Source organism: Niabella insulisoli, assembly GCF_039652435.2.
Taxonomy (GTDB): Bacteria; Bacteroidota; Bacteroidia; order Chitinophagales; family Chitinophagaceae; genus Niabella; species Niabella insulamsoli.
Genome location: NZ_CP190246.1, coordinates 3,745,071 through 3,757,535, shown reverse-complemented (window position 1 = coordinate 3,757,535; position 12,465 = coordinate 3,745,071). Strand labels below are relative to the sequence as shown.

At 45.0% G+C, this 12,465-nt stretch carries 12 protein-coding genes and 1 tRNA gene; 6 read left to right on the top strand and 7 right to left on the bottom strand.

The window, feature by feature from the left end; all coding sequences use genetic code 11:
* Nucleotides 1–41: 41 nt before the first annotated feature.
* Nucleotides 42–116 (top strand) — tRNA-Arg (locus tag ABDK00_RS15780).
* A 257-nt stretch (nt 117–373) separates the two neighbouring features.
* Here the strand turns inward: ABDK00_RS15780 and tpx are convergent.
* Nucleotides 374–871 carry a thiol peroxidase gene (tpx, locus tag ABDK00_RS15775; RefSeq protein ID WP_346236372.1) on the bottom strand — a complete coding sequence of 166 codons (498 nt, stop codon included), beginning with the start codon at nt 869–871 and terminating at the stop codon, nt 374–376.
* Nucleotides 872–1,203: 332 nt separating this feature from the next.
* Between tpx and ABDK00_RS15770 the strand changes: the two genes are divergently transcribed.
* From ABDK00_RS15770 to ABDK00_RS15755, 4 genes are all read left to right on the top strand, one after another.
* Entirely contained in the window at nt 1,204–2,061 is an 858-nt protein-coding gene (locus ABDK00_RS15770) for a MotA/TolQ/ExbB proton channel family protein (protein ID WP_346236373.1), read from the top strand.
* Between the two features lie 69 nt (nt 2,062–2,130).
* Nucleotides 2,131–2,778, top strand: coding sequence for a biopolymer transporter ExbD (locus ABDK00_RS15765; protein WP_346236374.1), 648 nt, complete (start codon nt 2,131–2,133; stop codon nt 2,776–2,778).
* A 27-nt stretch (nt 2,779–2,805) separates the two neighbouring features.
* On the top strand, nt 2,806–3,435 hold the full coding sequence (locus ABDK00_RS15760; RefSeq protein WP_346236375.1) for a biopolymer transporter ExbD: 630 nt from the start codon (nt 2,806–2,808) through the stop codon (nt 3,433–3,435).
* Nucleotides 3,436–3,501: 66 nt separating this feature from the next.
* Nucleotides 3,502–4,332, top strand: coding sequence for an energy transducer TonB (locus tag ABDK00_RS15755; RefSeq protein ID WP_346236376.1), 831 nt, complete (start codon nt 3,502–3,504; stop codon nt 4,330–4,332).
* A gap of 419 nt (nt 4,333–4,751) precedes the next feature.
* Here the strand turns inward: ABDK00_RS15755 and ABDK00_RS15750 are convergent, their stop codons facing one another.
* The 5 genes from ABDK00_RS15750 to ABDK00_RS15730 all read right to left on the bottom strand — a co-directional run bounded on the left by ABDK00_RS15750 (nt 4,752) and on the right by ABDK00_RS15730 (nt 9,420).
* A complete protein-coding gene (locus tag ABDK00_RS15750) occupies nt 4,752–5,804 on the bottom strand; it encodes a lytic transglycosylase domain-containing protein (RefSeq protein ID WP_346236378.1) in 1,053 nt (350 codons plus the stop codon).
* Between the two features lie 81 nt (nt 5,805–5,885).
* Nucleotides 5,886–7,307: an Asp-tRNA(Asn)/Glu-tRNA(Gln) amidotransferase subunit GatA gene (gene gatA / locus ABDK00_RS15745; protein ID WP_346236380.1), complete on the bottom strand. Its 1,422-nt coding sequence runs from the start codon at nt 7,305–7,307 to the stop codon at nt 5,886–5,888.
* A gap of 44 nt (nt 7,308–7,351) precedes the next feature.
* Nucleotides 7,352–7,567: a twin-arginine translocase TatA/TatE family subunit gene (locus tag ABDK00_RS15740; RefSeq protein ID WP_346236381.1), complete on the bottom strand. Its 216-nt coding sequence runs from the start codon at nt 7,565–7,567 to the stop codon at nt 7,352–7,354.
* Between the two features lie 156 nt (nt 7,568–7,723).
* Nucleotides 7,724–8,107, bottom strand: coding sequence for a 50S ribosomal protein L19 (gene rplS, locus ABDK00_RS15735; RefSeq protein WP_346236382.1), 384 nt, complete (start codon nt 8,105–8,107; stop codon nt 7,724–7,726).
* A 71-nt stretch (nt 8,108–8,178) separates the two neighbouring features.
* A complete protein-coding gene (locus ABDK00_RS15730) occupies nt 8,179–9,420 on the bottom strand; it encodes a multidrug effflux MFS transporter (RefSeq protein WP_346236384.1) in 1,242 nt (413 codons plus the stop codon).
* Between the two features lie 108 nt (nt 9,421–9,528).
* Between ABDK00_RS15730 and ABDK00_RS15725 the strand changes: the two genes are divergently transcribed.
* Nucleotides 9,529–10,680, top strand: a complete 1,152-nt coding sequence (locus ABDK00_RS15725) for a hypothetical protein (protein ID WP_346236385.1) — start codon at nt 9,529–9,531, stop codon at nt 10,678–10,680.
* Nucleotides 10,681–10,828: 148 nt separating this feature from the next.
* On the opposite strand, the gene rny is transcribed toward ABDK00_RS15725, so the two are convergent.
* Nucleotides 10,829–12,403: a ribonuclease Y gene (gene rny / locus ABDK00_RS15720; RefSeq protein ID WP_346236387.1), complete on the bottom strand. Its 1,575-nt coding sequence runs from the start codon at nt 12,401–12,403 to the stop codon at nt 10,829–10,831.
* Nucleotides 12,404–12,465: the final 62 nt, after the last annotated feature.

Below are 12,465 nucleotides of genomic sequence, written 5' to 3'. Positions count from 1 at the left end.
ATTTAGATCTTTTAACCTAATTTTGCCACCCGCGAAACAAGGGCCTCGTAGTACAATGGATAGTATAAGAGTTTCCGAAGCTCCAGATCCCAGTTCGATTCTGGGCGAGGCCACCAATAAAAACAACTGCTTGCCGCCGATTTCCAGCGAAATTATCAAAGTAATATGAGCGCTTGCGAAGCTCCAGATCCCGGTTCCCCGCCCGGATGACCAGTCGGACGGGGATTCTGGGCGAGGCCACAAATAAAATCAACTGCTTGCCGCAGCCGACCGAGCTCACAACCCTTTTCCGGGAGGTGTTATATTAATCACACAAAAAAACCGGCAACTTTACGCGCCGGGTTTTCTATTTCACTTTTAGTTCGTTTTCAAATTATTTCAGCGCAGCAAGGGCCGCTTCATAATTGGGCTCTTGTGTAATCTCAGGCACCTGTTCCGTGTACACAACTTTTCCGTTTTCGTCGGCAACTATAACCGCCCGGCTCAGCAAACCCTTCATTCCCGAAGCTTCGATCGTTACGCCATAATCGGCGCCAAAGCTGCCGCGGAAATCTGATAAGGTTTCCACGTTGGTAAGGCCTTCGGCGGCGCAGAAACGCTTTAGTGCAAATGGTAAATCTTTCGACACGTTGATCACCACGGTGTTTTCCAAAGCGCTGGCTTCCTGGTTAAACTTCCTAACCGACGCAGCGCAAACGCCTGTATCGACGCTGGGAAAAATATTCAGCACAATCCGGCGTCCTTTATAATCCGCAAGGCTCTTTTCACTAAGGTCGTCTTTCACCAACGTAAAATCTTTCAGTGCGCTTCCCTGCTCGGGCAGTTGGCCCGACGTATGTATCTTATTTCCTTTCAAAGTAATGTCCGCCATGTTTTTTATTTTTTTTGATTAATTAAAATATCTGGTTGTAATACAAAAGTATTGGTTAATTTGTTTCAAATAAATTCGGGCGAATGGAATCGGATTCGCAATAAGTTTCTTACATTCATGCAAATTGAAAAACATCATCTGCGATCAAAACCTGATTTATAAGTTTTAAAACGGCGGCTTGTCCGGCGCAAATTGGAGGAATGAACGAAAAGCAGGCGCTGCTAAAATGAGAAAAAAATAACGGCGAAAAATTTTGTTATAAATTTTTTTTTGTTAGAATTGTAATCTATTTCATAAGCTTTAATATTTAAAAAACTAAAAAAACTAAGATCATGGCTGAAAATCAAGCGAAGCCGGTAGCGGCAGCAACAACATCTGTGCAACCCAAAAAGAGCGGTAACGCTATCTCGTGGCTTGCCCCACTTTTATGTATTATTTTGGGTTATTGTGTTTGGAGGTTCGGAATGGGTAATCCGGCAGGCTTTGACATCCCTGATGAGGCGGGTGGATTTTGGCCGCATCACAAAGGTCCAAAAGGAGCGTTCAATGCGATTTATGAAGGTGGTATCATCGTACCTCTTTTGATCGGTACATTATTTATGACAATCGTGTTTGCTATAGAAAGATTTTTGACGATTGGTAAAGCTCTTGGAAAAGGTAACATCAACAATTTCGTTCGCAAAGTGCAGTATCATCTTGCAAATAAAAATGTAGATGCGGCAATCGCGGAGTGCGACAAACAAAAAGGATCTGTTGGTAATGTAATGAAAGCAGGTTTGCGCCGTTACAAAGAAATGATCACTGAGCCAGGGCTCGAAACAGAGCAGAAAGTGGCTGCTATTCAAAAAGAGGTAGAAGAAGCTACAGCGCTTGAGCTGCCTATGCTTCAAAAAAATCTGGTATTCCTTTCTACCATCGTTTCGGGTGCAACGCTTATCGCCCTGTTGGGTACGGTAATGGGTATGATTCGTTCGTTCGCAGCACTTGGTAGCAGCGGAGGCGGTGGAGATTCTTCAGCTCTTGCGGTAGGTATTTCTGAGGCCCTTTACAACACGGCTTTGGGTATCGGTACTTCAGCTTTAGCGTTGATTTTCTACAACATGCTTACTACAAGAATTGACAGCATTACTTATGGTATTGATGAATCAGGATTTACATTAACTCAATCTTTCGCTTCTCTGTATAAATAAGTAACAGGGAAGGCGAATAAAGTTTATGGAAAATCCGAATTAATTCGTCATATATCAAAATTTTAAAAAATGCCTAAAGTTCAAATAGCAAGAAAGTCGACCGATACGGACATGACGCCCTTCGTGGACGTTGCGTTCCTGATTCTGTCGTTCTTTATCATGGCTACGAAGTTCAAGCCAGATGAGGCAGTTCCCATCGTAACACCCAATTCAGTTTCTTCTCAAAAATTGCCAGAGAATGATGCGGTAATGATAAGCATTGACAAAGATGACAAGGTTTATTTCTCCATCATGACTCAGAATGACAAACAAGCAGCCATTGACATTATCAAAGGCGCGGCTCAGGCCAGGAATATTCCGGTAACGGATGCCCAGGCGGCTAATTATTTTCCCGGAGATATGATCGGTGTACCATTCAATAAGCTGGGAGCTTTTTTAGCCATGCCAAATGATGAGAAGAAGAAATATGCGCAGGAAGGCATCCCGGTAAAAGACTCAGCTAATAATGAGTTGTATTATTGGATTGCCGCCACACGTACGGTTTTTGCGGGTAAGCCGCTTAAATACCTGATCAAAGGGGACAATGTATCGAAATATCCCGCGTTTGAAGCGGTCATTGATGCATTGAAACGCAACGATGAGCAGAAGTACAATCTCGTTACGATGCCTGAAGGTGCGCCTGAAGGAACCGAGTTGTGGAGAGAAAGAAACCAGTAATTTTTAATTTAAACCTAATTTTTAGTTATGGCAAGTTTAGATACCGGCGGCGACGGCGGTGGTCATAAAAAAGGCCGCGGCGTAAAGAAAGCCAAAAAGCTAAGTACGCGTGTTGACATGACACCGATGGTGGATTTGGGTTTTCTGCTGATCACATTCTTTATTTTCACGGCGACTATGAGCTCTCCAACTACCATGGACCTCAACATGCCGAAGGATAATAAAAATGAGGAAGACCAAACGAAAGTGAAGCAATCGGGCGCTCTTACCATTATGGTAGGTAAAGACAACAACCTCTTTTACTACGAAGGAGAGTTGGCGCCGGATGGCAGCAATTTTCAGTCTACCAACTTTAAAGACGTCAGAGAAGCCATCATAAAGAAAAAAAGACAAGTAGAAGCAGCTTATGTAAAAGATGCCGCTTGTGAGTCGAAGGCAATTCAGGATGGAAAAGATCCGGCAGATTGCCGTCAGAAAGACTTCTTTGTGTTGATCAAGCCAACCGAAGATGCGAACTACAAAAACGTTATTGATTTGTTAGATGAAATGACGATTAACAAGGTCGCTCGTTACGCTTTGATTGATCCGTTTGATACGGAGAAAGATCTGATTAACGCTTCGCAGGGTACAGCGCCTGCTGCACCTGCGGCGCAATAAAATTGATGGTGTGCCTTGTGAAAAATCAAAGGCGCAGCATCTTATTATTAAAAAATTAAAAGAACAATGGAAGCCAATAAAATTTTAAGCACCGACTTCCTCGATCTGCTGTTCGAAGGCCGTAATAAGTCCTACGGGGCTTACGAGCTTCGCAGAAGCTACAGGAAGCGTTTGATCATGGCGTTGGGTTTTACGATCCTTGGCTTTGCGGTTATTGCAGGAGGCATCTATCTAAAGAGCCAGCTGAAAAGCAAAGAGGATTCTGAGGCTGTGAAGATCAACGAGGTAACGATCCAGCAGATCGAGCAGGAAAAGCCGGAGGAACCACCTCCGCCACCACCTCCGCCGCCGCCCAAGCAGGCGCCACCTCCCAAAATTGAAATGAAGCAATTTACACCTCCGAAAATCGTAAAAGATGAGGAAGTGAAAGAACCGCCACCCGCTGTGGAGGAACTGAAAGAAACCAAAATCGGTACGATCAACCAGGAAGGTATTAAAGATATCGGGATTGTGACACCGCCTGCGGCTGTAGATGCCGGTAAAGGCTTGGTAGAAGCAAAACCGGTTGAAAAAGAGCCTGAAGTTTTTACCAAAGTAGAAGTTGAGGCAAAATATCCTGGTAACTGGCGTTCTTTCCTTGAAAGAAATCTTGACGGGCAGGTAGCGGTTGATAACGGCGCTTCTCCCGGGCAATACACCGTAGTAATCCAGTTTGTGGTGGATGTTGCCGGAAATGTAAGCGACGTGAAAGCTTTGACCAAACAAGGTTTTGGCATGGAGCAGGAAGCCATGAGGGTAATTAAAAGGTCAGGTAAATGGAACCCCGCCATTCAAAATGGTAGAGAGGTAAAAGCCTACCGTAAGCAGCCTATCACATTCTTGGTTCAGGATCAATAAGGTATTTTTAAAATGCAGTACTTAAACCCGTCTTTACGACGGGTTTTTTTATGACAGAAGGAATTTTAGGTAATAACTTTTCTTACGGAGCTATGTATTGGGTCTTAGTCTGACTACTGTGCGCGAACTTATTTGTAGCAGTAGAAAGCCAGTCAATAGCATGTTGAAGGGTTTAGCGCGATAGCGCATTACGAGAGCGGACTTTTTTATGCGCTTATTAATACAAAACAAATTCTTCTTCAATTAGTATGATCAAAAGCAAGTATGGGTTGGCGGGAATTTCGCCGTGTCTGTTTACCGCGCTACTTTCGGCACAGTACCGGCAAAAAAAATCGCCTTTGAAGGCGATTTAAGAATATCGGAATAAGTAGCACCCGTTTAAAATTTAATCAACAAGTTCAAACAGGCTTTTAAAAAGATTAATTTCTGTACTCAGGATTGATGAGCATTTGAATCGATTCGTTCAGCATCTCGTTCTTCTTGGAAAGAAAGATTTCCATCTTGTCAACCGGAAGTTTAAGCTGATAGGTCGAATTAGAAGCAAGCACTTTGTCCATATTTGGGTTAAAGCTCAAAAATTCATCAACCGTCATGCCTAAATGTTTTACAACAGCTTTAGAATTATAACGGCCGCTGATCGTTTGTACCTTAAGGTCAGTATGCGTTGTTTCGTCTTTTACCGTTGCCATCATTGCAAGAGCCTTTTCCTTCGTAACGGTTGTAATACCGCCCTGGCCTTCCATAATATAATGGGTGGCAATGAATTTCTTTACGTGATTACGGCTTTCTGTTGGCAGATAATATTGCAGCTTCCAAAAATTGCTGGACCCGGCTTTCGCTATAGCAGAATTTACACGGCCTGGCCCACAGTTGTAAGCGGCTACTACCAATAACCAGTCTTCATATATATCAAATAAATAATTCAGGTATTTGCTGGCGGCTTTGGTGCTCTTTAAATAGTCGCGGCGTTCATCTACCCGGCGGCTAACATGAAGTCCCATCGTGCGGGCCGTCGCCGGCATAAACTGCCAGGGGCCAACAGCGCCCACCCAGGAAGTAGCCGATGCTTTTAAATTTGATTCGATGACAGCGAGATATTTTAATTGCTTGGGAATATGATGCTGTGTCAACACGTCGTCCATCATATCGAAATAAGGTTTGCCCCAGGTTTCCAATTCCTTGAGATCAGCAGCATGCCTTTCAATATAATCCTGAACAAAACTTAAAGCTTGCGGATTAAGGTGCTCCATGCTTACGCCGCCTAAAGTGCTGGCTTTTGCCGAGGACGCAGAAACGTCTACAAGGTTTTTAAATCCGTTCTTAGGATCTGCTTTTTTAACGACCTCAGCGGTTTTGCTTACGTTGGTTGAAACAGCAGCTAAAGGGCTGATCTGAGCAAAAGAAGTGAGTGTAAGCGAAGAAAGAAGAACAACCATTCCATAATGCTTCACTGCCGGCTTTTTATTAATCATTCGTTGTAAAAATGTTTTTAAAAATGGGTCAATTTAAGTTTTAGTATGGGAGTTTGGTAGTTGATGAATTTATAATAACGCTTAACGCTTTAAAATATTGTTACAAAAAGAAAGCAAAGATAGCTCATTAAACTGAGACGCCATGAGCTGCAGCCCAAACGGCATTTTATTGTCGGGGTGGGTAAACAGGGGAAGAGATATGCCGGGAATACCGGTAAGATTGGCGATAACCGTGTAAATATCAGCGATATACATCGCTACCGGGTCCTCCATTTTTTCGCCGATTTTAAAGGCGACAGACGGGGCGCTGGGGAGGCATAGAAAGTCGAAATCGTTGAAAATCAACGAAAGCTTATTTGTTAAAATTCGCCTAACTTTTTGGGCCTGGGTAAAATAAGCATCATAATAGCCGGAGCTGAGGACAAAATTGCCTAACATAATCCGGCGTTTCACTTCCCAGCCAAAGCCTTCGGAGCGTGTTTGTTTGTAGAATGCTTCCAGGTCATTTGCCTTATCGGAAGAGCGGTATCCATATTTTACGCCGTCATAACGGGAAAGGTTGGAAGTGGCTTCGGCCGTCGTAAGAATATAATAAGCCGGAACAATATAATCTAACAGATCAAAAGAAACCTCCTCTACCGAGTGGCCTTCAGACGCCCATTGCTCAAGCTGGCCATTGATTGCCGCGGCTATCGCAGGATCTAAACCGGGATGGGAAAGCGCTTCGGGGAAGTAAGCGATTTTATACTTTTTATCCGATTCGAGCATTTGCGAATAAGCAGGAACCGGTTGGGTGGAAACCGTGCTGTCAAAATCATCAGCGCCGGCCATCACTTCTAAAAGCAGAGCGGTGTCCGGAATGGTGGTAGCAAAAATTCCGATCTGATCAAAGGACGATGCATAAGCGATGAGGCCATAGCGCGAAATGCGTCCATAGGTAGGCTTCAGTCCGACAATCCCGCAAAAATCTGCCGGTTGCCTCACAGAGCCGCCTGTGTCGGTGCCTAAAGAAGCCATACAAAGGCCCGCCTGAACAGCGACCGCAGATCCGCCCGAAGAACCGCCTGAAATACGGGTTTCATCCGCGGCGTTCAGCACTTTGCCATACGCTGAATTTTCGTTGGTAGAGCCCATCGCAAATTCATCGCAATTCAGTCTTCCAATAATGATAGCGCCTTCTGCGAGCAAGCGTTCTACCGCGGTTGCGGAAAAGATAGAAGTGAAATTTTGCAGAATTTTGGACGCAGCGCTCAGGCCGTGCCCCTTATGGCAAATAACATCTTTCAAGCCTATAACAACACCATGGAGTTTTCCATAAGGTGCCGCAGAATTATCTAACTCTTTTGCCCGCTGCATCGCCTCTTCGGCGTAAACTTCAATGAAGGCGTTCAAATGGGCCTTTTCAGTTATTTTTTGAAGATAGTCTGCTACTGTTGCTATGCAGGTAGTATGCCCTTCTTTTAGTTGTTGATGAAAGTGGGCAATAGAAACAAATTCTGGCAAAAGGTTTGGCTTTTGTAAGTCAGTAAAATGGGCAGATAAGAAAGTTATTCAGCTCTTTTGGGTTCGCTGGTAATTGTATTTGCGCTTTCCTCGATTTCCTTTTTCACATTGTCTTTAGCATCGTTGAATTCACGTACACCTTTTCCTAAACCTCTCATCAATTCTGGAATTTTGCGGCCTCCGAATAAAAGCAATACAATCACCATGATGATGATAATTTCGTTAGTACCCAACGCGCCTAATAATTGAACTTGTGTCATAAAAAATAAAAATTAGTATTCAAAGATACGAGAATGATTCAAACTTGGATGCGCCACTTCGCTAAAAAATCACATTCTTCAGGCAACGCTCGCCTTATTTTAACAAAAAAATCCCGCAGGATGTTGCGGGATTCAGTAATTATTTCAAATATAGATTTACGCCGGCTGAGCCACTTTTTTGGCTGAAACCGCCATGCGTTTTTCGCGGATACGAGCGCTTTTACCACTTCTTTCTCTTTGGTAAAATAATTTCGCCCTGCGCACCTGGCCAACTTTGTGCAATACGATCGAGTCGATATTAGGAGAAGTGAAAGGGAACAATCTTTCTACGCCGATACCGTCTGAAATTTTTCTAACGGTAAAAGTCGCTGTGTGACCGCTGCCTTGTTTTTTAATCACGTCGCCTTTGAAAGACTGGATACGCTCTTTATTTCCTTCTATAATTCTATAGTTTACAGTAATATTATCACCTGCTTTAAAAGCCGGGAACTTTTTTGTCTGTGTCAGTTGCTCGTGTACGAAAGCTATCGCGCTGCTCATAACTTAAATTTTTAAGGACTGCAAAGGTAGGGAGAAAATTTTTAAATTGGAAGAACTTCAAAAACTTTTTCTTAAACGTCTCCCAGCATGTCCATCGAACTTTTTTCGACCTCCGCCTTTTTTGCTCTATACCGCACAATACCCTTTCCTGTGAGCAAAATTGTCAACGCTGTTATCGCGCAAAAAGCCATCACAAAGCCCAGCGGAACCGCCGTTTGATTATGGAAAATACTAACCAACGCCGACGATAGCGTTCCTACAGCCATCTGAATACAGCCGATTAGTGCAGAAGCGCTGCCGGCATTTTGCTCGAAAGGCGCCAGCGCCAGGGCAGAGGCGTTGGGAAATGTGAATCCCTGGCATGCCAGAAAAACGCTGCAAAGCACAATACTGCTCGTCATGCCCCACCAATTATTGGCAAAACCTAACACCAGTAAAATGCCGGCGACACTTTGAAAGGCGATCGCTACCGGAATGATTTTACGACTGGACGTAAACTTCAGGATCTGCGCGTTAATTTGAGTAGCTACCACCAGCGCCGCGGCAATAATTGAGAAAATGAGGCCATAGGTTTTTTCACTTGCCCCAAATATTTCCATAAAAACGTGAGGGGAGCCCGCAATGTACGCATAAAGCCCGGCGGCGGTAAAAGCGCTGGTAAAAGTGTAAATAACAAACTGGGGTTCGCGAAAAACATCTCCGAATTTTCTAAGGATAAAACCCGGCGCCAGCGAATAACCTGCGGCGGGTTTCTTGCTTTCGGGCAGTTTGAAAACGCATAACAATAAAATGCCCAGGCCTATAAGCAACAGCATGCCAAACACATAGCGCCAACCCAGGGTAGCAGCAACATAGCCTCCCAAAGTAGGGGCAATAATGGGCGACACGCCAATTACCAGCATGAGCAACGAAAAAACTTTGGCATTGTCTTTTACGTCAAACATATCCCGCACCATCGCCCGCGAAGCTACCATGCCCGCACAACCGCCGAGCGCCTGTAAAAACCGGCAGACGATCAACATCATCACTGAAGTGGAAAACGCACATCCCAGCGAAGCGGCGATATATAAAACAAGGCCGAAATAAAGGGGTTTTTTACGGCCGTACTTGTCGAGCAGGGGCCCATATAGCAGCTGGCCCGCCGAAATGCCAATAAAAAAGCTGGATAGCGTGAGCGAAACATTACTTACATCTGTATGGAGCTCTTTAGCGATATTGGGAAAGCCCGGCAGATACATGTCAATGGAAAAAGGGCCGATTGCGGAAAGCAGCCCTAAAATGAATATCTTGAAAAAATTATTATTACCCTTCATGTTAAATACTGTTTAGGGCAGGCAATGTTGTATCATTGAGGCGGCGAAATTAACGCAAAAAAGCTGCGAAGTTTACATTTGCACGAACACTGGATAAACAAAAAAGAAATGGGAAGGTTGGCAATTGTTTTATTATTGTTTTTATGGGAATGGTGTCCAAAGGCCGGGGCACAAAACGCGTATGCCAATTCTTTGATTAAAGAAATAGCTGCCCTGCAAACCGCACAGCAGACTGATTTTTATGAGGCCGGGATGTTTCCTTCTCAACGTATTTACCGCTCTCTGCCGCGCCCGTCGAGGGAGGATGATAATATTTTTTTCACCGGGCTGATTGTTTGGACGCTAAAGAGCATCCGCTCGCAACTAAATGAAAAAAACCGCGCCATCGTTGACGCGATCACGCAAAAAGCAGTGGTCAATTATGGCCGTTATCAAAATAAGGACGGCCGTCCTGTCTATAATTTCTGGCAGACGAACCCGTCGCGTCATTTTCCCAACAGCAGGTATTTTTCATCGAGAAAAAAATACATTATTCCCGATGATCTGGATGATACGGCCATCCTCTACCTGTCAACCGGTATCAGCGACAGCCTTAGAGCGATTGTCAGGCAATTGATGGCTGAAAACGCAAATGGGCGCAAACGCAGGGTGCGCAACACATTGAAGAGGTATAAAGGCTTTCCGGCTTATTCTACCTGGTTTGGTAAAAATATGCCGGTCGATTTCGATATCTGTGTGCAGGCGAACGCCATGAGGTTTGTGTTGGATGAACAACTGCCGTTAAACCGTTATGATAGCGCCACGCTCGAGCTGATGACCAGCATGGTCAAGCGCGACGAACACCTAAAGCGGGCGGCCTTCGTGTCGCCGCACTATCAAAACCGAAGTATCATCCTATACCATCTGGCGAGGCTGGTGGCGGCGCACGAAACCCATCCGCTGTTGCAACCGCTTAAACCCTTATTGATCGAAGATCTTCAGCGCCAATGGCGTGTTACAGGAAATGATATGGAGCGGATTTTGCTGCAAACATCCCTACTAAAATTGGGTGCGAAGCAGGGCCTGCGCATTATTCCTTCAAAGAAGGATCTAGCATCGTTTTATTTTTTTGTCGCCAACATGACTTCTGTTTTCCCTAATCCGATCAAAGGATTTTTTGTGAAAAGCCGCGTTACCAACTTTTTTTATCGTTCGGACGCTTACTATCTGGCGTTGCTGTTGGAAAATGAAATGCTGCGTTTGGGAAAGGAGCTGAGCTAGCGCACGAATAAAGAAATATCTGAAATTCGCTGAGAGCAGATGGTGAGATGTGCAAAGACGCTGAAGAGTGCGACGCAAATTTGATGATAGAAGCACAACAGCCGGCCTCATAAAAGAAACCGGCTGCTTAGCGTATTTTTTTGATATTTTATCTCGCTACATTTACTGCTCTTTTCTCCCTAATCACCGTTACTTTAATTTGTCCGGGGAAGGTCATTTCCGTCTGAATTTTTTGAGCAATTTCAAACGACAATTTATCACTGTCCTGATCGGTTACTTTATCCGACTCAACGATTACCCGCAGTTCACGCCCCGCCTGGATGGCGTAAGCCTTTTCAACACCCTGGTAGCTGGTGGCCAGGTTTTCGAGATCTTTGATCCGCTGCAGGTATTGCTGCATAATCTCTCTGCGCGCACCCGGACGCGCGCCGCTGATGGCATCGCAGGCCTGGATGATTGGTGAAATAACATATTGCATTTCGGTCTCGTCGTGGTGGGCTCCAATAGCGTTGACAACCGCCGGGTTCTCGCCATATTTTTCGGCCAGCTTGGCGCCTAAAAGCGCATGGCTCAATTCGCTTTCTTCATCAGGAACTTTGCCAATATCATGCAGTAAACCCGCGCGCTTGGCGAGTTTGGTCATGTTGTGGTTCATACCCAGTTCGGCAGCCATCGTAGCGCAAAGATTGGCGGTTTCGCGGCTGTGCATTAAAAGGTTCTGGCCATAAGAGGAGCGGTAGCGCATGCGGCCCACCATTCTTACCAGTTCTTTGTGAAGGCCGTGAATACCCAAATCAATCACCGTGCGCTCCCCGATTTCCATTACCTGCTCTTCGATTTGTTTGCGGGTCTTTTCTACCACTTCTTCAATCCGCGCGGGGTGGATGCGGCCGTCGGTAACAAGGCGCTGCAGGCTCAAGCGGGCAATCTCCCGGCGCAACGGGTCAAAGCAGGACAGCAAAATCGCTTCGGGGGTGTCGTCCACGATCAGGTCGACGCCGGTGGCGGCTTCCAGTGCGCGGATATTGCGCCCTTCGCGGCCAATGATCTGCCCTTTAATTTCATCGCTTTCGAGATTGAAAACTGTGATGGCGTTTTCAATGGCCTGTTCGGCGGCGGTGCGCTGTATGGTTTGGATGATTATTTTACGGGCCTCTTTATTGGCTTTTTGTTTCGCATCATCAATAATTTCCTGCTGCATGCCGATCGCCTGCGTGTGAGCTTCGTTTTTGAGGCTCTCCACTAATTGTATTTTGGCCTCTTCGGCGGTAAGGTTGGCGATCTTTTCAAGCCGGCGGATATGCTCTTCCTGGTGCTTTTCGAGCTCCGTTCTTTTCTTGTTGACAACGTCGATCTGCTTATTGAGGTTCTCCTTGATGACGTCGTTGTCTTTTACCTGCTTCTCCAGGTTCGATTCTTTCTGGCCTAAGGATTGCTCTTTTTGTTTAATGCGGTTTTCGCTTTCGGCCAGCTTGCGGTTGCGTTCGTTAATTTCTTTGTCGTGTGCTGATTTTAATGCTACAAATTTTTCTTTAGCCTGAAGTTCTTTTTCTTTCCTGATGTTTTCGGCCGTTAGTTCGGCCTCTCTTACAATGTTTTTTGCTCTTAATTCAGCGTCATCAATTTTTTGTTGTGTGTTTTTTGCGAAAATTAGTTTACCAGCTGCAATGCCCGCAACAAGGGCTATCGCCGCCGCGATTACTGTGATTATTATGGGATCCATTAAAATTCATTTATTTTTCTTGCGAAAAAGGTTCTACAAATCAATATGTTTCAAAAAAATAC

Excerpts from the sequence above, each read along its gene's own strand:
- rny (WP_346236387.1), bottom strand. The coding sequence starts at position 12,403 with ATGGATCCCATAATAATCACAGTAATCGCGGCGGCGATAGCCCTTGTT.
- ABDK00_RS15770 (WP_346236373.1), top strand. The coding sequence starts at position 1,204 with ATGGCTGAAAATCAAGCGAAGCCGGTAGCGGCAGCAACAACATCTGTG.
- tpx (WP_346236372.1), bottom strand. The coding sequence starts at position 871 with ATGGCGGACATTACTTTGAAAGGAAATAAGATACATACGTCGGGCCAA.
- ABDK00_RS15730 (WP_346236384.1), bottom strand. The coding sequence starts at position 9,420 with ATGAAGGGTAATAATAATTTTTTCAAGATATTCATTTTAGGGCTGCTT.
- ABDK00_RS15755 (WP_346236376.1), top strand. The coding sequence starts at position 3,502 with ATGGAAGCCAATAAAATTTTAAGCACCGACTTCCTCGATCTGCTGTTC.
- ABDK00_RS15760 (WP_346236375.1), top strand. The coding sequence starts at position 2,806 with ATGGCAAGTTTAGATACCGGCGGCGACGGCGGTGGTCATAAAAAAGGC.
- ABDK00_RS15750 (WP_346236378.1), bottom strand. The coding sequence starts at position 5,804 with ATGATTAATAAAAAGCCGGCAGTGAAGCATTATGGAATGGTTGTTCTT.
- ABDK00_RS15740 (WP_346236381.1), bottom strand. The coding sequence starts at position 7,567 with ATGACACAAGTTCAATTATTAGGCGCGTTGGGTACTAACGAAATTATC.
- ABDK00_RS15725 (WP_346236385.1), top strand. The coding sequence starts at position 9,529 with ATGGGAAGGTTGGCAATTGTTTTATTATTGTTTTTATGGGAATGGTGT.
- ABDK00_RS15765 (WP_346236374.1), top strand. The coding sequence starts at position 2,131 with ATGCCTAAAGTTCAAATAGCAAGAAAGTCGACCGATACGGACATGACG.
- rplS (WP_346236382.1), bottom strand. The coding sequence starts at position 8,107 with ATGAGCAGCGCGATAGCTTTCGTACACGAGCAACTGACACAGACAAAA.